Origin of the sequence: Acinetobacter sp. YH16056_T (assembly GCF_024605895.1) — a bacterium.
GTDB classification, from domain to species: domain Bacteria; phylum Pseudomonadota; class Gammaproteobacteria; order Pseudomonadales; family Moraxellaceae; genus Acinetobacter; species Acinetobacter amyesii.
Map to the genome: position 1 here is coordinate 1,168,277 of NZ_CP094545.1, position 20,634 is coordinate 1,188,910.

Genomic DNA, 20,634 nt, shown 5'->3' on the forward strand with positions numbered 1-20,634 from the left:
GGGATTTCAATGGCTTTTTATAGTCCACAAACATCAAGTATTGTTGGCGAAGAAATTACTTTAAAGGCATTCAATACTGCTGATGTGAAAGTAAAGTACCGCGACACGTCAGGTTCAAATTCATCTACACATACGATGACTGCAGATAAACTAAAACTAGACTTGTCCTCAGGTTTTGATGAGCAAATCCTAACGGGTTCGGCCCGTTTCAAGGTTGGGAGCGATACCTTTTTAGACCGCTCTGGTTTGCTGTATCGCAATGTGGATCCTGCCAACAACTCCGGTATTCAGTCAGGTGTCATCCAGTATGGTACCGGCGTTATCGAAATTGATAGCTGGACGCCGAATGCCGATAACACGATTCAATTGCAGTCATTGACCACAACAACAGATCTACCACCGGTCAATAAGATTGCCTTTCGCACACCGGTAATTCCGCTGCGAGTGCAATCGCTTACGGTCGTTGTTGGAACGCTTGAGTATGGCCAACTCACACTGACTGCCGATGAGAACGGGGTGATTGAGACATCCCGTGCTCATGGCCTGGTGAATTGGGATAATGGTTTTGTGCAGATTTATTTCTACATCAAGACCGAAGTTACAGTTGATAATCGTGCGGAGTTAGAAGCACATGATTGGTACGATCCACTGCTTGAATATGAAGAAGCAGGTAAGACCTATATTAATTTACCCGTGTGGGTGGATGCTTCAAGTGTTCGCTATAACGCGATTGCTTATACCTATCTGCCGATTGATTCTGAATTACTGGGTTTGTCTGCCACGCGCCTACCCATCGATGGCCGTGTGCCAATCTTTCGAGTCGGTGGTATTGGTATTGTCAGCTCAACTAAGTCACAAGCATTACCAAGTGCGATTGCTGGTACGACGTACGACTTAAATGATCAACGTATTGCGTGGTGTGAGCTTGAGGATGCAAACGGCGTGAAAGTTAGTTATGACTTATACACCGTAGATTATGATTATGGTCGCGTGACATTGGGTGGTGATTTTGTTTTGGCAAGTTTGGTTGAGCCATTGGTTGCCAAGTATCGTTATCAAGATATGGGGCAGATCCGTGATGCGCAAATTAATGGCCAAGTCACTTTTACCAAGCCTTTGACGCATAACTATGAGGCCGACAATACGATCGTAGGCTCTGCATTGGTCATTAATGATATGCAAGCGCGTTATACCAAGAAATTCGTGCAGCAAGCATGGTCAAATCAATGGTTAGATGAGCCGACTGGAGCTTTGATCAGTGCGAATTACAATGATGCGCTTTACCCAATTCAAGTCACGAATAAAGGCGCAATTCAAGAACGTTGGTATATCCAGTTTACGGATGGGACAAACTTTAAGTGTGTGGGGGAATATACGGGGCAGATTGCAACAGGAACCATTAATACTGACTTTAGTCCGATAAACCCTGTGACAGGCGCTCCTTACTTTGTGATTAAAAAAGAAGGTTGGGGTAGTGGTTGGGCGAATGGCAACGTTCTTCGATTTAATACGATTGCTTGTAATTTCCCAGTTTGGGTCATTCGTACGGTGAAGCAGTCAGAACCTGCAGTAATTTCGGATTCATTCCAAATCATGTTGCGCGGCGACATTGACCGCGCTGTTTAGAATTTAAATCAAATATGGCCGCTTTATGCGGTCTTTTTTTATGGGTAAATAAAATGGCAAATACCGATATTAAGTGGTTTAGCTTTGATAATACCAATGCGCCGCAGTTTACTAATACATGGGGCTGCTTGGTTGATGTGTTAGATGCGTGTCTTGTAACAGGGTTTGGCTCGCAAGTTATCTCCAGTCTTGTTGTTGAGAATGGTATTGGTATTGCAACATTTGGAGGTGCTCATAATTTTAAACAGTTTCAAGTGGTTGAAATTTCTGGAGCAAATGAAGCTGCGTTGAACGGTGAATTTAAAGTATTCGGACTAACAGCGAATACTATTGAATTTGTTGTTGATGCTGCAGACCAGCTTGCCACCGGTAGTATTTCATGCAAAGTTGCCCCATTGGGCTGGACCAAGGTTTTTAGTGGTGAAAATAAGGCAGTCTATAGAGCTAAGAACACTGAGGCTAATTCTTTTTATCTTCGGGTAGATGACAGTCTCGATCCTGTTTACAACACTAATTATGCGAAATTTGCCAAGGTGGGGATCTTGGAGAGTTGTTCCCACATCGACGATTTTAGTGCCAATCAGGTCCCTTACGATGCTAGCAACCCGAATAAGAATTGGATTGGTACTGGTTCAGGCACATCGGCAGTGAACGGTTGGGCGAAATGGTACCACGCTGTATCTGAGAACGCCCCAACATCACAAATTGCTGACTCTACTTCTCCGGCAAACAATGAAAAAGAGTGGATGGTTATTGGTGATGAATCTTCATTTTATTTAGTTAGCACACCAGTCAGTAATTCACATGCAAACAAATATATTGCTACATACGTTTATGGTTTTTGTGTAACAGAGAAAAAAGGTTTTCGTGTACCATTCTTACTCGCCCATCAGCGAAATACTACTGCCGGTGCTTCAGATTTCTTCTTTAACGTCAACCCGTTGCGTTATGCGTGGGCTTCATCAACCATCACCATGACAACAAACACCGGTGTTTATAGTCAGGATTTAACAGCTTACCCACAATATTATTTGCCAGACAAAATAACTAGCCAAACACTAATGCGCTCAGGAATAATGAGCTTTAACTCTCTAGAACCAGGAATTCACTTTAGTAAAGTTATGCTACATTCGTCTAACAATGCATTCATGGGTGCTTTGCCTCTGCTTTATAGCATGCAGTCAAGTCATTTAGAGTATGCAGATCTACATACATTTATGGAAGATGATGAGTGCTTTGTGCTTAAAAAAGTTGCTCAAGGTAACAGCTTTGGAGCATTTGTGTTTAGTTTAGGTGAGCTATGAAGATTGATAGAAGGTTCAAATTGGCCAAAGCTGAAAAGGCAGAACTTTTAATCCAGGGTAAGACTCTAAAACAGGGCGTTCCGATTTCATGCAGAGTGCGCGTTTATAACCGAAGCACAGGGGAATTGCTAAATGAAACTACTTCAAAATCAAATGGCAATTACATTCTCTTAGGGGTGAGAAATGGTTCAAATTACATCATCGCCTTGGATCCTAAGAAGGAATACAACATTGTTGCACAGGATAACGTGAAATGATCCAAACTTCTTTAGAAGCCGGACTTGCTCAACTGCAAGCATTGGCAAATTACATAGATCAAGGTAGCGCAAATGCTACCTTTATTTTTTACAGTGACGAAAAGCCAACATCATTAGCTGTTGTGGGAGATGAAGCCGCGAAACTAGTCGTTTTAACCCTTCCCAAGCCATGTTTTAAAAATCTCAATCTAGACAATATTGAGCTTCATCAAACAGATGCAGGTACAGTAACGCAAGCAGGCATTGCCATTTGGGCTCGTCTTTTCAATGGTGAAGGAAAAGCGGTTGCTGATTTTGAGGTTGGAACTGATATTGCATTGGCAAATCCAAATCTGGTAATCGGTAGCACCTTAATGATGAACTCACTGATTTTACGACCATCAATATAAATGAGGTGGGCATGTGTCGAACTATATTCCACCAAATAGACACCAGGTAAACCTTAACTTTAAAGAGCCTGCCACGGGTTCGACTAATCTTGAATTTGGCGCTGATGATCAGAATATCGCATCACTCAATGCGATTGTTAGCACAGTAATTGCTGTTGAATTTAATGCTGAGAGCTATAGTAATGATGTACTAGATGCACAGATTAATACGGGCTTTTATGCTGAATTTAATGTTGTATCAGGTCAGTTTTCGCAACTCGTTGTAATTGTTCAGAATAGTTTTATTGCTGAATTTAAGGCTGTCCGGATTGATCAGTACGGTGCAATTGATACTGTAATTCAAACTAGTTTGACAGCACAATTTGAAGCACTATTTGATATCAATCACTTGGTGGGCGTGTCATATGGCTTTAATACGCAGTACCAAAAGGCGCTTGCATGTTTAAGCGTTATGGAAATACCGTGGGCTAAGCCAATATTAAGAGTCTCAAATGAGGCTCTTTTTTATGAGCGGAGTTTAGTGCTTTCTAACCAAGTGGATGTTCGGTTTGAACAAGCCGGCTCATTGAATCATGCTGTTAGATCTACGCATGAGCAAACCACTGGTTTGAATTCTGATGCTTACATGGTTTGGGAGCAAGGAGAGACTCGATTTATTCACCAGCTTTACGTACATGAAGAATCGATCAAGCTACGTCACAATCGTGAATCAAGATGGCAAGAAATGATTCGCAGGCGCAAGCAATTCACTTATTCACATGAACTCGCTAAGCAATTCGAAAAGCGCTTTTCGTTCGAGTGGGATAAGGGGCTTGAGATTGTCACCAAGTCTGATTTGCCATGGGATAAAGCCAAGTCCATTCACTACAGAAAACATCCAGTCCAACCTTGGCCAAAGCCCGACCAAAAGCCTAAACGGCAGCCAGTTCATTTAAATTTTTGTTGTCCATCAAAAAAAGTGAGTCGCTTTAATATCGTGCTCAACTTTGATGAAGACAAATGTGCAAAACAATATATTCCGCAGCTGAATAATCCAAAATGGTGGTATATCGTGAATAATTTAAGTGCTGAACGCTTAGATAATGCTGAACCGATTAAAGTCATTAACGGAACTTATAATTGTAGCCGTAGTACATGGTGTTGGTCTTATTCAATTACCGTGGCACATACGGAGAAAGAAAAACTGCAGCCGCTAAATGAGCAACCGGTGATTTTAAAATTAATCATCAATGGCTTTGAACATCATGTGTTACTTGAGACTGAAACAGAAACGATTAAGTTTGCGAATAAATCTTATACCTACGATGGTCGAAGTGTCACAGCGCTGAATGCAGCGGATTACGCCAATAAACGATCATTTATCCAAGATAATGAGCGAACCTCTGTGCAGCTCGTGCAAGCAGAAATTGATCGAGCTCAATCCGGTACTGAATTGGACTGGAAGTTGATTGATGACGTCGGCTGGATCGTGCCGGTTGAGAGTCTGAGCTATGCAGAACTTGCACCGATGGACGCAATCAAACAAGTGGTCGAAGCTGGTGGTGGTTTCATCTACAGCCAAAAGTCAGGTAATACGCTTTCAATCTTGCCTCGTTATAAAAATGGCTATTGGGATGCAATGACTGTGGACGACTACGATATTTTGATTTCACAAAGTATTGTGATTCAACAAACCATTGAGCAGAACAAGGATTATATTGCTGACCTCAATGCCATTAACGTCGTGAACAGTCGAAGTGGTGACAGCCTGACTGTGAAACAGCGCAATACTGCAGGTGATGTTCCTCTTGAAGCTGTGAGTGGCCCAATGTTTGATGTCGTGTCGGGTGCAAGCTTTGGCAAGATGGAGTTGATCAAAGCCAATATACAGGAATTTCACACTTTATCAGGTTTGCCAGTCGCTCAAGAAATTGGAGAAATGCTGCCGGGTAAAACCGTGGCATTCCACGGACAGTGGTGGGGAGTCATTGATTCGGTGAGCGGTTCGTTCAGTCATGGCAAAGTGACTGAATCCATCAAATTGGAGCGCATCCATCGTGAGTAATCCTTTATTTGAACTTCGCAAACTGCTGAATCCAACACACGTTGAGCTAATTGGAACAATCACTACTGCAAATCATCCTGAGTATCGTGTTCAAGTTGATGGAGGATCGGGGCCAGTACTTTGTACAAGTGGTACGACATACAACATTGGTCAACGTGTTTTTATTTCAAACCAACAAATCTTACGGCCAGCTCCATCAGGTCAACACAGTCAGATTGAAGTCTGAATCATTTAAACAATGGCACCGAAAGGTGCTTTTTTAATGCCTAAAAATTAGGGGGTGACATGTCTGAAACGACAGCAGCGGTGGCGGAAACATCAGCTGCAGCTTTGGGATCAAAAGCAACAGTGACTGGTGGAGCAGCAAGTTTTGCCGGTTTTTTTATGGGTATTGATTGGATGGGTTGGGTGGGTATAGGTGTTGCCGTGCTGGGCTTACTCATTAATGTTTATTTCTCATGGCAACGAAATCAGCGCGAAAAAGAAATTCACGAGCTCACTAAGCGAAAATTAAACGGTGAATGCAATGTCAAACAAGACTAAATTGATCGTAACAATGATCACAGCTATAAGTGCCACTGGCCTTTATTACACGCAAAGCAAAGAAGGTACTGTTTTAGTTCCATATAAAGATAGTGTTGGCGTGGCAACTATTGGTACAGGCACTACGGTGTACCCAAACGGTCAAAAAGTAAAAATGACCGATCCAAAAATCACACCTAAACAGGCTACGGAATATCTGAAATTTCACATCAATAAAGATGCTAAAAATTTCAATAAAACGCTCTTGGGTGTTCCGCTTTCACAAACTGAATATGACCTATATATGGACTTCACTTATCAGTTTGGAACTGGTGCATGGTCGCAATCTTCAATGCTTCGCAACTTAAAGCAAGGCAAGTATGTGCAGGCATGTAACTCATTGTTGAAATGGAAATATGCAGCAAAACGCGATTGTTCAGTTCGGTTAAACAATTGCTATGGCGTATGGATTCGACAACTAGAGCGTCATCAAAAATGCATAGGAGCTCAATAGTGCCATTACTAATTTGGAAATATAAAACATGGATCGCATTTGCGGTCTTTTTTGTTTTATGGCTGGGGCAAATTACTTATACAAATCACTTGGCAGGAAAACTGCGCAAGGCAGATGAGCAATGTAATGCAAAAATCCAAGAAATTGAGCAAAAGCACCTTAAAGCTTTGGCTGAAAAACAAAATCTAATCAATCAGGTAAGTGCAGACTATGAAACACTTAAATCAGAACAGCTCATTAAAACAGAAACAGTCACACGTGAAGTTCAAAAAATCATTGAGCGGCCTATTTTTCGCAACAACTGCTTTGATGACGACGGCGTGCAGCAACTCAACTCACTTATCGCCAGTGGTGCCAGCAAACCTCCTTGAGTCATGCGCAGATCTGCAACAACTAGAGTCCGGGCAGGGTAAAGCTTTAATGCTTTGGTCTGTTGATACGGTTGCTAAATACAATGACTGCAAGGCGCGACATGGTGCAATTGTAAAAGCCCTCAAGTGAGGGCTGTTTTATTATTCTTTTAATTTGATTAGCAAATCGTTAATATAAATTTGCTCAAAAGAACTTAATACTTTAACTAATTCACCATAATGGAAAGATAAAGTATCTCTTGAAGATTGCACGTTAGAGTAATCTACATCCTCACATTTTTTTAAGAAGTACCTAAAGTCAGACTTATATTTTTTTAGATCTTCATGAACGTCCTCGTAATTTCCTTCGACAATGCTGTACTTTTCAATCGCGTCAATCACCTTCAGAAACTGCATTTGTAACTCAAATAGAATTTCATATTTATTATCGTTAAGGCTCATAAATACAGGATCTGATGCTTCTATTTTTTCTCTATCATAAGTTTTAGAAATAGGACCATAAAAATATGAAAGCTTGTCATCAAAGTTATTAAATTTTTCCACAATATTTAAAATTAAACTGGATTCAATATTCTTATTATGTTGATCTTGCCATTTGTTAAATAGTAAAGATGCTATATAAGCCGCAGCCAAGGTAGCTATTCCGCCAAAATAACTACCATACAAAGTTATTGCATTGGAGATTGGCTTTTGTTCACCATTACAACCCGAAACGATTGCACAAACCACAATAATAGTCACACTCAACGCAGTAGTAATCCATAAAGTGTTATAAATACTCTTCCTAATATCCATGGTAATTATTCTAAAAATAAAGGGTTTATAAGAAATTAATCCCTAATAGTCAACATCCCCTCTACAGAAAAATAGTTCTGCGTCAATCGATTACGACTCATTGACCATCTACGATTTGGCAGCATACACGGTCCAATCGCAAGAATCTTATCCCCGAATTTTTCCTTCACATCTTCTAAAGTCGCCTGCAGTTTTTCATCCACTTCAATGGCATCTAAATCTGTTAGCAAGTCATGAATGTAGGAGGCTTTAGGCTCAATGCCTGTCAATATCACGCCGCATTTCTTAAACTCAATTCCTTCTTTATATATCTCATCAATTCGCTTCATTACCGCTTTTATCATGACTGCAGCCGAGTCAGTGGGTTCGGCAAATCCAATACTCACGGACTTATTATAAAAAGGGCGCTCCTTATCAAAAGGATTTGATTGCGCAAAAGCAATGACGCATCCGCAAAGACTTCCATCCTCACGCAGTCTTTTAACAGCTGATTGCAAAAAAGCACTCATGGCTTCCTTTAAAGAATCTAAGTCAGTTACTCGTTGGCCAAAGGATTTAGAGCTGATGATCTGCTTCTTACTTGGCGGAGTTTGTTCTAACTCAATACATGCAGTACCAGTTAATTCAAGTACAGTCCTTTTCATCACAACGGAAAATTGCTGTTCAATATATTGCGGATTCGTGAGAGCTAAATCTAAAACGGATATAATGCCCATCATTTCTAATTTTTTAGAATGCTTTCGACCAACGCCCCAAACTTCAGATACTTCAATATCATTAAGCACGTATTCTTTAATGCATGGATCCATTTCGACGAAATTGCAAATGCCATTAAAGTGCTTATTCTTCTTTGCTACATGGTTTGCTATTTTCGCTTCAGTCTTAGATCGACCAATTCCAACACAAACGGGAAGTGCAAGCCATTTCCATAACGCCTCTTTAATATTCTGTGCGATTAGATTCACATCCTGATTCGTGTACGACGTGAAATCTACAAAAGTCTCATCAATAGAGTATTGTTCAACATCCTTTTCGCTGACAAAGCATTTAATTGTATTTACGAATCGTCGACTCATTTCAGCATATACAGCGTAGTTGCTAGAAAGAACCTGTACGTTATGCTGCTCAACAATGTCTTTAATCTTGAATAATGGCACACCCATTTTAATACCGAGATCTTTAGCTTCTTGTGAACGTGCAACAGCACAACCGTCATTATTAGAAAGGACGATGACAGGGCGGTTTCTTAATTTTGGTTGGAATAGACGCTCGCAACTTACATAGCAATTATTGATGTCGATGAGCGCAATAATGCGATCTTGCGAACTCATCGAAAGCTCTTAATTACTCTTGTTACAACGCCCCAAATCTCAATAATTTGACCTTCATTAAAGTGAATGTCAGGAAAGTTAGGGTTTTCAGCTTTAAGCCAATGATTATCACCTTCAAGCATTAAGCGTTTAACAGTGAGTTCGTTATCAATGCAGGCGATAATAACGTCTCTATGCTTTGCTTCTAGACTGCGATCGACAATCAGCTCATCATTAATGTCAATTCCGATATTAAGCATCGAAAGCGAATCAACTTTAACAATGAATGTTGCATTTGCATTTTTAATTAAGTGCTCATTAAGATCGACTTTTTGATCGATATAATCTTGAGCAGGCGAAGGAAAACCAGCTTGCACACGTTCAACAGCAAGTGGAATTTCTAGATATGTAACTGGGTCAATTTGACGAATATTTGAAATTTCTGCTTCGTTTTTAGGCTTGTTGAGGTAGTCTTTAATCTCCATAATACGAGATTCGGGCACACGAATAACCTTTGTTGGCTCTAATTTTTTTCGACCAGCGCCAATTCTAAAGCCGCCGTGTGTTATGATTTCAGACATAATAAACTTGATAGGTGTAACAGATATCAAGATTTTAATAGTTGCTCAATTAGATTTCAAATTTATAAAATTAAGTAAATTCAATAAGAAGTCAAAATAAGTCGCGCTGTGGCTTTGTTTCAGATAAATGGTTTTTAGGAAAAGTTACAAACTCATCTGACATATCAAAGAAAAATTCATGAGCTTCTTCAAAGTTAGTATTCAGCCAATCTTCTCTATATTCTTCAGGTATAACGATAATGCTGCGCTTTTCATCCTGTGGGGCATGAAACTGTTTCATGAAAGGATGTTTGTCAGCGTTTATCGTCAACATACTCATTGAGCGGATCTGCTCTACATTGATCATTGCACTTTCATATATAGCAGCTACGGTAAACGGCATTCCGTCTTCGCGCGCTATACCATACCAGTGCGGTTTACCGTTGATATACTTTGGCTCATATATAGTTTCGACTGGAATTAAGGCAAACTGATTTTTATACCAAGCGTTCTTGAAACTCGGCTTTTCAGCAACGGTCTCAGTTCTAGCATTATATGTATGTCGGCCGTATTTAAGCTCTTTGGCCCATTTAGGGATCATGCCAAACTTCGCACTGCGCCATTCAATATTACCCTTATTGCTAAAAACTAAAGGGGAGTTATCGGTAGGAAAAATTTCATCAGGGAATTCGAGTTGAGTTGGCTCTGGCAGATTTAATAGAAAAGCCCGGTCACGCTTTATCGCTTCAAAGTTTGAGCACATAGACTTCTCCTTTCATTTTAATTATCATCCTTGCACAAATAATAACCCAAAAGAATAAAAAATGATTTCAAAGCAATTCAAATTAATGAGTTCAGCATTGGCAGTGTTAGGTGTGGCTGCATTTATCTATTTCCAATATCAAATGCGTCCTGAAGTACTTGGGGGATATAAAGATGGAACTGAGCAGTATTTTGGATATCGCTATGCACGTGATAATCAACTTAAATCTGCTGATCAATGTGACGATGAAAAAGATGATCCTGAGATGAATGTGAATGCAGAATTTATAGAGGGATGCATAAAGTACTTCAACGAAAGAAGTACCAAGCAACAATAGAAGGTTTTATTGCTTCCATCCATCTACCATATCAGCCCAATCTTGCATCATTTTTCTACGATCAGCTAAATATTTTGCGTGATTGTATGATGCTCGGGTTTTATTATCGTCAGCATGTGCAAGTTGAGCTTCGATCCATTTGTCATCATAGCCGTATTCATTCAGCAAAGTAGAAGCAGTGGCACGCAAGTCGTGAGCTGAAACATCTTCAATAGCTAAATGTTGAAACATTCTATTTAGGGTCATCTGGTTAAGCATTGAATCCGATTTATAAACCGAAGGGAACACATAAACTTTATTACCAGAATTTAAATATTGGTTTTTTAGAATTGCGTATACTTGATCTGACATCGGAAGAATATGTTCGCGGCTTTTCTTCATGGCAGTCTTAGGGAAAGTTACGATGCGATCGTCAAAATCCACCCACGACCATTCCATACGGCGTATTTCTATGGTTCTAAGCATCGTGTAAAGCAGCATAAGACCAGCATTTTTTACCGTTTCAGTGCCGCCGTAAGTTTCTAAGCGAGTTCTGACCTTGATGCGCTCATCTTTACTTAATGGTCTTGCATGGGTAACTTCAGGGCGGATAACCACATCACGAACAGCGTATGTTGGATCATTCTCAGCGCGTAGGGTGGCAATGGCATATCGCATAACAGCGCCAATAAACTTCCTATTCTGTATTGCTGTAACCTCACCAGTACCACGATTCTTTTGAGATCTAACTCGTTTAATAGTATTTTTCAAAATACCTAAAACATCAGCTGACGTTACAGCTTTAATGTCTTTAGATCCGATAGCCGGAAATACATCTTTTTCCATAGAAACTGAAAATTGGTTTTTATAGTTTTCAGTCTTAGAGCTTAGGCGCTCTGCATAGTATTCTAATGCAACATTTTTAAAAGTATTTGTTAGTTTGCTTTCTTCTTCAAGTTTGAGCTGCTTTCTCTCTAAAACAGGGTGAACTCCTCTAGCAAGTTTTGCCCTCATTTCTTCACGCAAAATGCGAGCATCAGCTAAACCGATTGATGGATACTCACCAAGACTCATAGATGACTCTTTACCTTGATGCGTAAATTTAAAACGCCAAACTTTCGTACCTGATGGGCGAACTTCAATATACAGGCGATCTGAATCTAATATTCGGTAAACTTTCTCTTGTGGTTTAAGTGTTTTAATTTTTGCATCTGTAAGCTTATTGGAGGCCATACGGGTAACGAACGGGTAAATTTAAGGATACCCGCAATATTACCCGTAAATGTACCGGATTAAGAAGAACTAAAAGGAACTAATACAAACCTATTTTGTAACAAATCAGACTGTTATGTAGATCAAAGGAACTAATGGGGAGCAGTATGAATCTCAGTACTTTTTTTCGATCATCAAAAGCATGAGCGTATTAACCTTTGAAATTTATGCACTTAACTGTGCTTAGAATAGTCCGAAATGATTCTAAATAGTTGTATATTGACCCAAATATCGTGTGGATATTTTAAATAGAAAAATAGTGAAATATTTAGAATGCAGCCAATCATAGCAAATATTATTCAATTTCTGCTGAACAATTTCGCCAAAGTTCATCGCAACTGAAATCATTTCAGCAAATTATCGACTTATAAATTTAGGATTTAAGTTGAACAAAGCAATAGGCTGAATTTAAGTGTTTAAAATGTGTTCAATTGATATTTTAAAAAGATCTGCTTACTGTCGTTAAAAATTGCAATTCAGGCTCTAGCTGGAAAAATATGAACCGTTTTGAAGCAAAATCACCAAAATGGAGCACAATTAATGCAAAGGTAGATTGATCAAAATTAAAACAAAATGGTTAAATCTACTTCAAAAAAAGAGTGCTTTAAGGGCTCAAAAAACCTAAATATCGATCATGAATATAGTTATCACGCTGGTATTTTTCCATCTAGAACTAGCTAAACCATTAGTTTCTATCGTATTTAAATTCGACCTTAAAGCTTTGATAAAATCTCAATGATTTTATCGTTGAAAGCGATTAATCATTTTGGTGCATACTAGTGCAAAACCAAGTTGCACTATTTTGATACACCTGCGAGAAGTTTTTAAACAAAAGTGATGAAGAGTGGCTGAATATGGTGCATTTACTGTTACACACAGTATAATAGTCGAAAAGCAAGGAGTTAAAATCTTCTATTCTGATAAGGAATTCAATATTTTAGCTTGGCTTTTAAAAGTTGGTACGGTAATTGCTTAATAACTACCAACTACTAACACGCACTTCAGTGTGCACAAAAAAATCATCGGAGCAAAATGAGCATGGCGAACAAGGTCCTTCAACTCATCCAAGAAAGTGGCGCAAAATGGGTCGATTTTCGCTTTACTGATACTAAGGGTAAAGAACAACACGTAACTTACCCAGCAGATTCAATCGACGAAGATACGTTTGAAGATGGCAAAATGTTTGATGGTTCTTCAATTGCTGGTTGGAAAGGCATTGAAGCATCTGACATGATCTTACGTCCAGATGCAGAAACTGGTTTTATCGACCCGTTCTTTGCAGAAGCTACAGTTGTTGTGACTTGTGATGTTATCGAACCTTCAACTGGTCAAGGTTATGAACGTGACCCACGCTCTATTGCTCGCCGTGCGGAAGAATACCTAAAATCAACTGGTATCGGTGATACAGCTTTCTTTGGTCCAGAACCAGAATTCTTTGTTTTTGACGAAGTAAAATGGGACATCGATATGTCTGGCGCGCGCCACACATTAATCGCTGAAGAAGCTGCTTGGTCTACTGGTAAAGATTATGAAGCGGGTAACTCTGGTCACCGTCCACGTGTGAAAGGTGGTTACTTCCCAGTTCCTCCTGTAGATTCTTCACAAGATATGCGTGCAGATATGTGTGCAAAAATCGAAGATATCATGGGCCCAGGTCGTGTAGAAGTACATCACCACGAAGTTGCATCTTGCCAGCTTGAAATCGGTGTAAGCTTCAACACTATGGTTCGCAAAGCGGACGAAGTTCAACAGTTCAAATATGCTGTTTGGAACGTTGCTCACCAATATGCTAAAACTGCTACATTTATGCCTAAACCAATGGTTGGCGATAACGGTTCTGGTATGCACGTTCACATGTCGATCTCTAAAGATGGCAAGAACTTGTTTGCTGGTGATGAATACGCTGGTCTTTCAGAAATGGCGTTGTACTTCATTGGCGGTGTGATCAAACACGCTCGTTCATTGAACGCAATCACAAACCCATCAACTAACTCGTACAAACGTTTAGTTCCACATTTCGAAGCGCCGATTATGCTTGCTTACTCAGCACGTAACCGTTCAGCTTCTATTCGTATTCCTTACGTTTCTAGCCCTAAAGGCAAACGTATCGAAGCACGTTTCCCAGATCCAATGATGAACCCGTACTTAGGTTTCGCTGCACTTCTTATGGCTGGTCTTGACGGTATTCAAAACAAGATCCACCCAGGTGAAGCTGCTGACAAGAACTTGTATGACCTTCCTCCTGAAGAAGAAGCTAAAATCCCTACAGTGGCTCATAGCTTAGATATGGCGCTTGAAGCGCTTGCTGCGGACCATGATTACCTTCTTAAAGGTGGCGTGTTCACTAAAGAAATGCTTGATGCTTACATCGAACTTAAAACTGAAGAAGTTCGTCGTCTTAACACGACAACTCACCCAGTTGAATTCGACATGTACTACAGCTTGTAATTCTGTACAGAATTACACTGTAAAAAGACCCGCCTTGTGCGGGTTTTTTTATGAGATGGGTTAAGATAAAGCAAAGAGTTGAATGAATATCTAAACATGGCAAAACCACGTAAAAAACATACCGGTTTTTTTCCTTGGATTGATCCATCGGATCAGGCAAAGGGCTTTAAACTCAACTTCTCAGAAGTGACTTATTTGGAAGTGGGGCGGACCGTTGAAGGTTATAAACAGGCTCAATTTATCGAGCTGAAAAACCCAGAGCTGGCATTGGACTTTGATTACCCTGAAAGTTTTTATATTACGACCGAAGGGCTGGTTTTAGTAAAAACGCCGCAAGGAAAGTTTGAAGCTATTGCCAAGACAGATAACTTTTAATCCAACACTAAAACTTGATCTAAAAATTGACCTGAAACACAGCAGGTCATTTTTTATAGTGCTTTAAGTGATTTGCTAACCGTCATTGCAAACCATGCTGTTTTAAATTGTCACCTTCATAAGGCGCATCTTCGGCGGGGTAGCGCAGCTGTGTAATTCCTTGAGTTTTGGCAATCGACCAAATCACACTTTCACCCGCAGGGATGTTTTGGCTGTGCTGTGCATATAACGGGTCTTGCAGGGCGCGCTCAGCTGAAATAAATGTCCAGCCATGCTGTTGAAAAGCAGTAATGGCATCCTTTAAAAATGCGGCATTAATGGCATTTACATGTAAAAGCAAAACATGCTGCGGTGAACGTTGTAAAGTGAGCTGCGCAAGCTGGTCATAATAATCCGCTCGGTGAAGCAGGTGAGCAATATACGCTTGTTTTAGACGCTCTAATTTGTCAAAGTCTTGCTGTTTGGCATAGTCGAGATATTTCCGGTTATAAAACCAGTCACTGGCATCAATACTCACACCGCCAATGCGGTATTGATGCTGCTCTAACCAGTGATAGACAGCATCACGTTTTTCAGCGTTATTACCTTCTTTTAAAAATGGATAACGGTAAATACGGATGTAATTCGGCAGCGTTTTTAGCACTGTATCTGCCTGTTCAATGCTGTGCAGATAATCGTGTACAGTGACATTTTCTTTATTCAGATTTTGGTGCAGTGCACTATGATTGCCAATCAGATGGCCAGATTGTCCCCACGCTTGAATCAGTTGTTTACCTTGATAATCGCCAATTTTAATCAGGCTAGGGAAGACAATAGTTTTGATTTGTTGATCATGCAGATGTTTTAAAATTTGGGCATTGATTTGTTCCGCTTGTGCGTTAAACACTGGATTTAATCCATCATCAAAACTGAGTGCAATAGATTTTGCTTGAACCGTGATATTGGCACAAAGTAAAACGAAAAAAATAAAAACATGTAGCGGGTAAAATGGAAACATTATGCTTGTGTAATTTAGTGGTTATCCACGACATCATACTGTGTATGTGAGGTTTGTGTTGATTGCAAATGTAATGAAGTACTTAAGCCGTTTTGTTTTGTTCATTTTACTGAAAACAAGCTATGGGTCATGAAAAACGATGTTGAGTTGGTTACACTAAGGATTCGCTATACTCAGCAAATGGTTATAAGGGAAATGGAATATGCAGCGTCAAGCATGCGAAATGCGGGATAAAAGAATGTCTCCTGAATTAAGAACATGGTTGTATGCTTCGGGTTCATTAACTCAACAATTAACAGATTTTGCCCAAGGCGTATTTAAGGTTGAGCCAAGTATTGAGCAATTTCAACGTATGACGCTTCAAGATGCACGGTGGCTACAAATGCCAATACAGCACACAGCTTGGGTACGTGAAAGTTATTTATATGGCTGTGAAGCTGAGCCGTGGGTCAAGGCAAAAAGTATATTTCCAATCCTCAGTATACAAGGCCGTGCGCGGATTTTTCGGCATATTGGTAAAAAACCCATCGGACATTTTTTATTTCAACGGACCAATCCGAAGTGTGAGCGGCGTGTATTGTGGCTAGACGATGGTTGGACACGTCAGAGCTGTTATACTTGGCATGGTTGTAAATTTATAGTTCAGGAAACTTTTTTAGCGAGTTTTGAGCAATATTTGCAGAAATAACATTACCAGATGAAGGACAGTCATGGCCGTGGTGCAACAGATTACTTGGCAGCAGCGTTTAGAAGCTTATTACTATTTATGTCGCTTCGATAAGCCAATTGGCACGGAACTGGTTTTTTGGCCAACCATGTGGGCACTGTGGATTGCCAATCAAGGAACACCGCAATTCAGTATTTTGATTCCCATGATTTTGGGCACGATATTTATGCGTGCAGCAGGTTGTGCGATTAATGACTTTGCTGACCGTAAAGTCGATGGTGCTGTGGAAAGAACCAAACATCGTCCTTTAGCCACTGGAGTGATTAGTGCTAAAGAAGCCATATATGTGTTCTTGATCTTGGTGCTTGCTAGCGCATGTATGTTGTTCTTTTTACCGATAGAAACTTTTTATTGGTCCTTTGGTGCATTGTTTTTAGCGTTCATTTATCCCTTTATGAAACGCTACACGCATCTGCCACAAGTATTTTTAGGCGCGGCATTTTCATGGTCGATTCCTATCGCTTATACCGCTGTGGGGCAAACACCTGATTTGACTTGCTGGTTATTGTACTTTGGTAATTTGGCATGGACCGTTGCATATGACACACAATATGCCATTACTGACCGTGAATATGATTTGAAAATTGGCGTGAAATCAACTGCGATTTTATTTGGTAAATATGATATTGAAATCATTTCTTTATTACAGGCGCTAAGCATTGTACTGATTGGTTCTGCGTTGTATTTAGAAGATCTCTTGATGCCATTTGGTTTAGTTGCAATGTTGGCTGTGGCTGCCGATTTTATTTACCAATGGACTAAAACCAGAGGCCGTGATCCGCAGTTATGTTTTTGGGCGTTTCGCCATAACCGCTGGGTAGGGTTTATGATTTTTATTGGAATTTTCATGGCCCTGACGCTTTAATGTCATTGATCTGAAACTTTTTAAAATGAACTAAAGCATCCTATTCGGGTGCTTTTTTTTATGCATTAATAAAAAGGCATGTAGTTTCATGTTTAAAGAATAATGATTAAAAAGGATATTTTATGAAACGTTCAAAAATAGCATTAGCTTTGACAGTTGCAGTTTCTATGCTGTCTTTAACCGCGTGTAATGACGATGGTAATGATTCATCATCTTCGAATCAAAAATCAACATTTGTGTCTGAAGCAAATTATGCTTTCAATACTGTAGACAATACATCGTCCATAAAAGTCATGACGTATAACATGACCAATGTACAGGGGAAAGCAGCGACTGCAACAGCCTTGGTGTTATTTCCAAAAGCTACACAACCTAAAGATGGGTATCGCGTTGTGGTGTGGGAGCATGGGACAGTCGGAGCAGGAGATGAGTGTGCGCCAAGTAGAAATGTAATTCATCCACGTTTTAAAATTCTAGCTAACACGCTTATGGCGGCAGGTTATGTAATTGTGGCGCCAGACTATGAAGGCTTAGGAACCAAAGGAGTTCATCCATACCTTAATTTATCAAGTGCGGCAAATTCGGCACTTACTGCGGTTAAAGCGGCAAAAGAACATTATGGTAAGCAACTCAATGGTCAGTGGATGTCGATCGGTCAATCGCAAGGTGGTCATGCATCCTTAGGGACGGCGGAATTTGCAAATACGGATGCAAACTATAAAGGGGCAGTGGCAGCCGCACCTGCATCGAGTTTGGGGACGATTATTAAGATCTATTTAGATCCAAAACTAAATGTTGATGCAAATGGTCAACCTAAACCCCATGGATTGAATAGATTGGATGAACAGTTGGCACAAGTGCGTTATGCACTTAGTATGGGGCAGCTTTCGGAGGTTCAAGCACAAGCGTTAATTGATCAAATTGCAGATGGCTATGCTGAGCTTTTGGCATATGCTGCATTGACCAGTTCAGGTATTAAAGCCTATGAGCCAAATTATGATTTAAAAAATATTTTTACTGCTGATGCCGGTGTTATTGCAGAAAAAGCCTATGGACGTACAGGGGATGACGGTGCATGTTTAAGTTATGCCGATCCAAATGGCGCAAATGGTTTGCAAGAACAGTTTAAAGCAGCTGTGATTGAATTCTTAAAAGATCCAACGCATACGGTTTCACAGTACGGAATTGATTTGAATAAAATTGATACCGATCCTGTCGTTCAGAAATTTTTAAATGATAATCAGCCAGCGACGAATGCAACTGCTGCCAAAGTAATTAAAGCCCCTGTTTATATTATTCAAGGTGAAGAAGATAAAGCTGTATTACCTCCTGTGACTCAAGCTTTATTTGAAAATATGAAATTGCAAGCGGTGAAATACTTCCCACAGGCAAAATATGAGGATGGATATTTATTGGATATTGTGCCAAAAGCAAGTCATACACAGGCGATTATCTGTAGAAATGCGCAAGCGGTCGAATTTATTCAAGCTAAAATGTCCGCAGGTACAGGTATTGATTTAACCAATGAGCAAAAAGATGCGAGCCAAAGTCCACATTGTACGGGTATAGTTGCTTCAAGCTAAGTTTTTAAATAATAAAAAAGGAGCATGTCTCCTTTTTTTATTGAATATTGGATTGTTAATCATTCAATCCGTGAAAATGAGGGGGTATAGTTGGTTAGAGTAAAGAATGATATGAAGGCTTGAGCGAATTTTGTTTTTTGCTATATTGGGCGTCGAATTATTTATGTAAATGAAAGAATCGTTATGTCTGAAGTTAAGCCAAAGCCCAATACCAAAAAGATGATCATTTTGATGGCACTTGGGCTATTGATTCCTATATTTTTGGTCAGTATGGCTTTTCTTGCAGTCAATAGTGATGCCAAAAACCAAGAAAAATATAAGCAACAACAAGCTGAAATGATTGAGCGCATTAAAGCTAAAGAAGCCCAAGATGAGGCTTTGGCTGCTGAGGCTGACCAAGCAGTATCAGAAGTGCTGGCTGCTCAAGAGTCAAATGCTCAATAAAATTCTGTTTACATTATCGATGTGAATGCAATGCGCATTCACTCAATGTTTGATTTTGATTTACGTATTTTACAACTATTTATTTATATCATGCCTGAGCGTGTGAACTGTTGGAATACTGGTGTAGCGGATTACACGGTAGCCCGCTTCTTCAAGCATTGCATCACGTTCAGCATCTTCTTGCTCTTTGCCTATATGACTAGGGTCATCCAGTTCGATAATCACAAGCACATTATAAGTTTGGTCAAGTATGACAAAATCAGTGACTTTTCGATTAAATCTATTCCTAATTTTATAATTTTGATTGGTGATCAGTGCGCTAAAAGCCACTTGGGCTAAAATGTGGTAGTTCGGAAATGCTTCATTTAAACGATGAAACATCTTACTTTCAAAGGCAGTGATTACACGACGTGGGAAAAACTTTTGTTTGCTTCTAAACAGTCTCGGAAAGACTAAGCAGACAAGTGCAAAAGTTGCCAAGCAACCAATAATAAAAAATATGAACTGACTGAGATCTGGCACGGAATAAACTACATATATGAAAAAAGCCCACGTCATGATGCGTGGGCTTTTTAGAATTTGGCTCTCCAACCTGGGCTCGAACCAGGGACCTGCGGATTAACAGTCCGTCGCTCTACCGACTGAGCTATTGGAGAATCTGCACGCATTCTATGGGGCAAATGCAGTGAGGTCAAGTCGGAATTGCAAAAAATAAGAAAATTTAGGCTGAATGTATTAAATATAAACACCTTTAATATAAAGTGTTTTTAAAACTTAAGCTTTGATAATTGCTTCTAATGTGGAAGGAGAGGTCGGTGAATAGCTTAGGTCATAGAGCAAGTGATTCTTATCTTAAAAATAAAAGCCTAGAGCATAAAAAAAGCCCACGACATAATGCGTGGGCTTTTAGAATTTGGCTCTCCAACCTGGGCTCGAACCAGGGACCTGCGGATTAACAGTCCGTCGCTCTACCGACTGAGCTATTGGAGAATCTGAAACGGATTCTAAAGATGTATGGCAGGGTGGTCAAGCCTGATTTAAATAAAATACAGAAAAATCAAATTAAGTGTTTTAAAAATAGCCGAATCAGACAAGTTAGTACTTATACGGATACTTTTAGGAAAGCATAAACAAAAAAGTAGGTATGCTTTG

Annotated in this window: 23 protein-coding genes and 2 tRNA genes; 16 read left to right on the forward strand and 9 right to left on the reverse strand. The window is 39.8% G+C overall.

What is annotated here, in order from left to right; genetic code table 11:
* Positions 1-9 precede the first annotated feature (9 nt).
* Genes MST17_RS05910 through MST17_RS05950 form a run of 9 tightly spaced genes read left to right on the forward strand, consistent with a single transcriptional unit; the run spans position 10 to position 7,027 of the window.
* A complete protein-coding gene (locus MST17_RS05910; protein ID WP_180026364.1) occupies positions 10-1,626 on the forward strand; it encodes a hypothetical protein in 1,617 nt (538 codons plus the stop codon).
* Positions 1,627-1,679: 53 nt separating this feature from the next.
* Positions 1,680-2,930: a hypothetical protein gene (locus MST17_RS05915; protein ID WP_180026363.1), complete on the forward strand. Its 1,251-nt coding sequence runs from the start codon at positions 1,680-1,682 to the stop codon at positions 2,928-2,930.
* Complete coding sequence (locus MST17_RS05920; protein WP_180026362.1) at positions 2,927-3,187, forward strand: hypothetical protein; 261 nt, start codon at positions 2,927-2,929, stop codon at positions 3,185-3,187. Before MST17_RS05915 ends, MST17_RS05920 begins: the two co-directional genes overlap by 4 nt.
* Positions 3,184-3,576 (forward strand): hypothetical protein, encoded by a 393-nt coding sequence (locus MST17_RS05925; RefSeq protein ID WP_180026361.1) that lies wholly within the window; start codon positions 3,184-3,186, stop codon positions 3,574-3,576. The genes MST17_RS05920 and MST17_RS05925 overlap by 4 nt, the downstream gene beginning before the upstream one ends.
* 13 nt (positions 3,577-3,589) lie before the next feature.
* Positions 3,590-5,620, forward strand: coding sequence for a hypothetical protein (locus MST17_RS05930; protein ID WP_180026360.1), 2,031 nt, complete (start codon positions 3,590-3,592; stop codon positions 5,618-5,620).
* The gene (locus MST17_RS05935) at positions 5,613-5,846 is read left to right on the forward strand and encodes a hypothetical protein (protein ID WP_180026359.1); all 234 of its coding nucleotides are present in this window, start codon (positions 5,613-5,615) and stop codon (positions 5,844-5,846) included. The genes MST17_RS05930 and MST17_RS05935 overlap by 8 nt, the downstream gene beginning before the upstream one ends.
* A 59-nt stretch (positions 5,847-5,905) precedes the next feature.
* On the forward strand, positions 5,906-6,163 hold the full coding sequence (locus MST17_RS05940; RefSeq protein ID WP_180026358.1) for a holin: 258 nt from the start codon (positions 5,906-5,908) through the stop codon (positions 6,161-6,163).
* A complete protein-coding gene (locus tag MST17_RS05945; protein ID WP_180026357.1) occupies positions 6,147-6,656 on the forward strand; it encodes a lysozyme in 510 nt (169 codons plus the stop codon). The genes MST17_RS05940 and MST17_RS05945 overlap by 17 nt, the downstream gene beginning before the upstream one ends.
* Positions 6,638-7,027 carry a hypothetical protein gene (locus MST17_RS05950; protein WP_218949180.1) on the forward strand — a complete coding sequence of 130 codons (390 nt, stop codon included), beginning with the start codon at positions 6,638-6,640 and terminating at the stop codon, positions 7,025-7,027. The genes MST17_RS05945 and MST17_RS05950 overlap by 19 nt, the downstream gene beginning before the upstream one ends.
* Positions 7,028-7,168: 141 nt before the next feature.
* Here MST17_RS05950 and MST17_RS05960 read toward each other — a convergent pair whose 3' ends face one another.
* The 4 genes from MST17_RS05960 to MST17_RS05975 form a co-directional block, all read right to left on the reverse strand.
* Positions 7,169-7,822 carry a hypothetical protein gene (locus tag MST17_RS05960; RefSeq protein WP_180026356.1) on the reverse strand — a complete coding sequence of 218 codons (654 nt, stop codon included), beginning with the start codon at positions 7,820-7,822 and terminating at the stop codon, positions 7,169-7,171.
* 35 nt (positions 7,823-7,857) lie between these two features.
* The gene (locus MST17_RS05965; protein ID WP_180026355.1) at positions 7,858-9,153 is read right to left on the reverse strand and encodes a Y-family DNA polymerase; all 1,296 of its coding nucleotides are present in this window, start codon (positions 9,151-9,153) and stop codon (positions 7,858-7,860) included.
* Complete coding sequence (locus MST17_RS05970; RefSeq protein WP_180026354.1) at positions 9,150-9,713, reverse strand: LexA family transcriptional regulator; 564 nt, start codon at positions 9,711-9,713, stop codon at positions 9,150-9,152. Before MST17_RS05970 ends, MST17_RS05965 begins: the two co-directional genes overlap by 4 nt.
* 91 nt (positions 9,714-9,804) lie before the next feature.
* Complete coding sequence (locus MST17_RS05975) at positions 9,805-10,455, reverse strand: SOS response-associated peptidase family protein (protein WP_180026353.1); 651 nt, start codon at positions 10,453-10,455, stop codon at positions 9,805-9,807.
* 61 nt (positions 10,456-10,516) lie between these two features.
* Here MST17_RS05975 and MST17_RS05980 point away from each other — a divergent pair, with 61 nt between their 5' ends.
* On the forward strand, positions 10,517-10,792 hold the full coding sequence (locus MST17_RS05980) for a hypothetical protein (protein WP_180026352.1): 276 nt from the start codon (positions 10,517-10,519) through the stop codon (positions 10,790-10,792).
* Between the two features lie 6 nt (positions 10,793-10,798).
* Here the strand turns inward: MST17_RS05980 and MST17_RS05985 are convergent, their stop codons facing one another.
* Positions 10,799-12,004: a tyrosine-type recombinase/integrase gene (locus MST17_RS05985; protein ID WP_180026351.1), complete on the reverse strand. Its 1,206-nt coding sequence runs from the start codon at positions 12,002-12,004 to the stop codon at positions 10,799-10,801.
* A gap of 1,071 nt (positions 12,005-13,075) precedes the next feature.
* Here MST17_RS05985 and glnA point away from each other — a divergent pair.
* The gene (glnA, locus tag MST17_RS05990) at positions 13,076-14,491 is read left to right on the forward strand and encodes a type I glutamate--ammonia ligase (RefSeq protein ID WP_171262625.1); all 1,416 of its coding nucleotides are present in this window, start codon (positions 13,076-13,078) and stop codon (positions 14,489-14,491) included.
* 96 nt (positions 14,492-14,587) lie between these two features.
* Positions 14,588-14,866, forward strand: coding sequence for a hypothetical protein (locus MST17_RS05995; RefSeq protein WP_180026350.1), 279 nt, complete (start codon positions 14,588-14,590; stop codon positions 14,864-14,866).
* An 82-nt stretch (positions 14,867-14,948) separates the two neighbouring features.
* Here MST17_RS05995 and MST17_RS06000 read toward each other — a convergent pair whose 3' ends face one another.
* A complete protein-coding gene (locus tag MST17_RS06000; RefSeq protein WP_180026349.1) occupies positions 14,949-15,863 on the reverse strand; it encodes a polysaccharide deacetylase family protein in 915 nt (304 codons plus the stop codon).
* Between the two features lie 202 nt (positions 15,864-16,065).
* On the opposite strand from MST17_RS06000, the gene MST17_RS06005 reads away from it, so the two are divergent.
* From MST17_RS06005 to MST17_RS06020, 4 genes are all read left to right on the forward strand, one after another.
* Positions 16,066-16,551 (forward strand): chorismate lyase, encoded by a 486-nt coding sequence (locus tag MST17_RS06005; RefSeq protein WP_180022631.1) that lies wholly within the window; start codon positions 16,066-16,068, stop codon positions 16,549-16,551.
* Positions 16,552-16,573: 22 nt separating this feature from the next.
* Positions 16,574-17,455 carry a 4-hydroxybenzoate octaprenyltransferase gene (gene ubiA / locus MST17_RS06010; protein ID WP_180026348.1) on the forward strand — a complete coding sequence of 294 codons (882 nt, stop codon included), beginning with the start codon at positions 16,574-16,576 and terminating at the stop codon, positions 17,453-17,455.
* 122 nt (positions 17,456-17,577) lie between these two features.
* On the forward strand, positions 17,578-19,038 hold the full coding sequence (locus MST17_RS06015) for a S9 family peptidase (protein ID WP_180026347.1): 1,461 nt from the start codon (positions 17,578-17,580) through the stop codon (positions 19,036-19,038).
* 183 nt (positions 19,039-19,221) lie between these two features.
* Positions 19,222-19,482, forward strand: a complete 261-nt coding sequence (locus MST17_RS06020) for a hypothetical protein (protein ID WP_168379169.1) — start codon at positions 19,222-19,224, stop codon at positions 19,480-19,482.
* Positions 19,483-19,557: 75 nt separating this feature from the next.
* Here MST17_RS06020 and MST17_RS06025 read toward each other — a convergent pair whose 3' ends face one another.
* The 3 genes from MST17_RS06025 to MST17_RS06035 all read right to left on the reverse strand — a co-directional run bounded on the left by MST17_RS06025 (position 19,558) and on the right by MST17_RS06035 (position 20,472).
* Positions 19,558-20,040: a DUF2726 domain-containing protein gene (locus MST17_RS06025; protein ID WP_218945491.1), complete on the reverse strand. Its 483-nt coding sequence runs from the start codon at positions 20,038-20,040 to the stop codon at positions 19,558-19,560.
* A 22-nt stretch (positions 20,041-20,062) separates the two neighbouring features.
* A tRNA-Asn gene (locus MST17_RS06030) sits at positions 20,063-20,138 on the reverse strand.
* Positions 20,139-20,396: 258 nt separating this feature from the next.
* A tRNA-Asn gene (locus tag MST17_RS06035) sits at positions 20,397-20,472 on the reverse strand.
* Between the last annotated feature and the right edge of the window lie 162 nt (positions 20,473-20,634).

Bases quoted from the DNA above. Each gene is read 5' to 3' on its own strand.
- MST17_RS05965 (WP_180026355.1), bottom strand. From the start codon at position 9,153: ATGAGTTCGCAAGATCGCATTATTGCGCTCATCGACATCAATAATTGC.
- ubiA (WP_180026348.1), top strand. From the start codon at position 16,574: ATGGCCGTGGTGCAACAGATTACTTGGCAGCAGCGTTTAGAAGCTTAT.
- MST17_RS05915 (WP_180026363.1), top strand. From the start codon at position 1,680: ATGGCAAATACCGATATTAAGTGGTTTAGCTTTGATAATACCAATGCG.
- MST17_RS06015 (WP_180026347.1), top strand. From the start codon at position 17,578: ATGAAACGTTCAAAAATAGCATTAGCTTTGACAGTTGCAGTTTCTATG.
- MST17_RS06000 (WP_180026349.1), bottom strand. From the start codon at position 15,863: ATGTTTCCATTTTACCCGCTACATGTTTTTATTTTTTTCGTTTTACTT.
- MST17_RS05945 (WP_180026357.1), top strand. From the start codon at position 6,147: ATGTCAAACAAGACTAAATTGATCGTAACAATGATCACAGCTATAAGT.
- MST17_RS06020 (WP_168379169.1), top strand. From the start codon at position 19,222: ATGTCTGAAGTTAAGCCAAAGCCCAATACCAAAAAGATGATCATTTTG.
- MST17_RS05970 (WP_180026354.1), bottom strand. From the start codon at position 9,713: ATGTCTGAAATCATAACACACGGCGGCTTTAGAATTGGCGCTGGTCGA.
- MST17_RS06025 (WP_218945491.1), bottom strand. From the start codon at position 20,040: ATGACGTGGGCTTTTTTCATATATGTAGTTTATTCCGTGCCAGATCTC.
- MST17_RS05985 (WP_180026351.1), bottom strand. From the start codon at position 12,004: ATGGCCTCCAATAAGCTTACAGATGCAAAAATTAAAACACTTAAACCA.
- MST17_RS05975 (WP_180026353.1), bottom strand. From the start codon at position 10,455: ATGTGCTCAAACTTTGAAGCGATAAAGCGTGACCGGGCTTTTCTATTA.
- glnA (WP_171262625.1), top strand. From the start codon at position 13,076: ATGAGCATGGCGAACAAGGTCCTTCAACTCATCCAAGAAAGTGGCGCA.
- MST17_RS05940 (WP_180026358.1), top strand. From the start codon at position 5,906: ATGTCTGAAACGACAGCAGCGGTGGCGGAAACATCAGCTGCAGCTTTG.
- MST17_RS05910 (WP_180026364.1), top strand. From the start codon at position 10: ATGGCTTTTTATAGTCCACAAACATCAAGTATTGTTGGCGAAGAAATT.
- MST17_RS05960 (WP_180026356.1), bottom strand. From the start codon at position 7,822: ATGGATATTAGGAAGAGTATTTATAACACTTTATGGATTACTACTGCG.
- MST17_RS05920 (WP_180026362.1), top strand. From the start codon at position 2,927: ATGAAGATTGATAGAAGGTTCAAATTGGCCAAAGCTGAAAAGGCAGAA.
- MST17_RS05925 (WP_180026361.1), top strand. From the start codon at position 3,184: ATGATCCAAACTTCTTTAGAAGCCGGACTTGCTCAACTGCAAGCATTG.
- MST17_RS06005 (WP_180022631.1), top strand. From the start codon at position 16,066: ATGCAGCGTCAAGCATGCGAAATGCGGGATAAAAGAATGTCTCCTGAA.
- MST17_RS05980 (WP_180026352.1), top strand. From the start codon at position 10,517: ATGATTTCAAAGCAATTCAAATTAATGAGTTCAGCATTGGCAGTGTTA.
- MST17_RS05950 (WP_218949180.1), top strand. From the start codon at position 6,638: ATGCATAGGAGCTCAATAGTGCCATTACTAATTTGGAAATATAAAACA.
- MST17_RS05995 (WP_180026350.1), top strand. From the start codon at position 14,588: ATGGCAAAACCACGTAAAAAACATACCGGTTTTTTTCCTTGGATTGAT.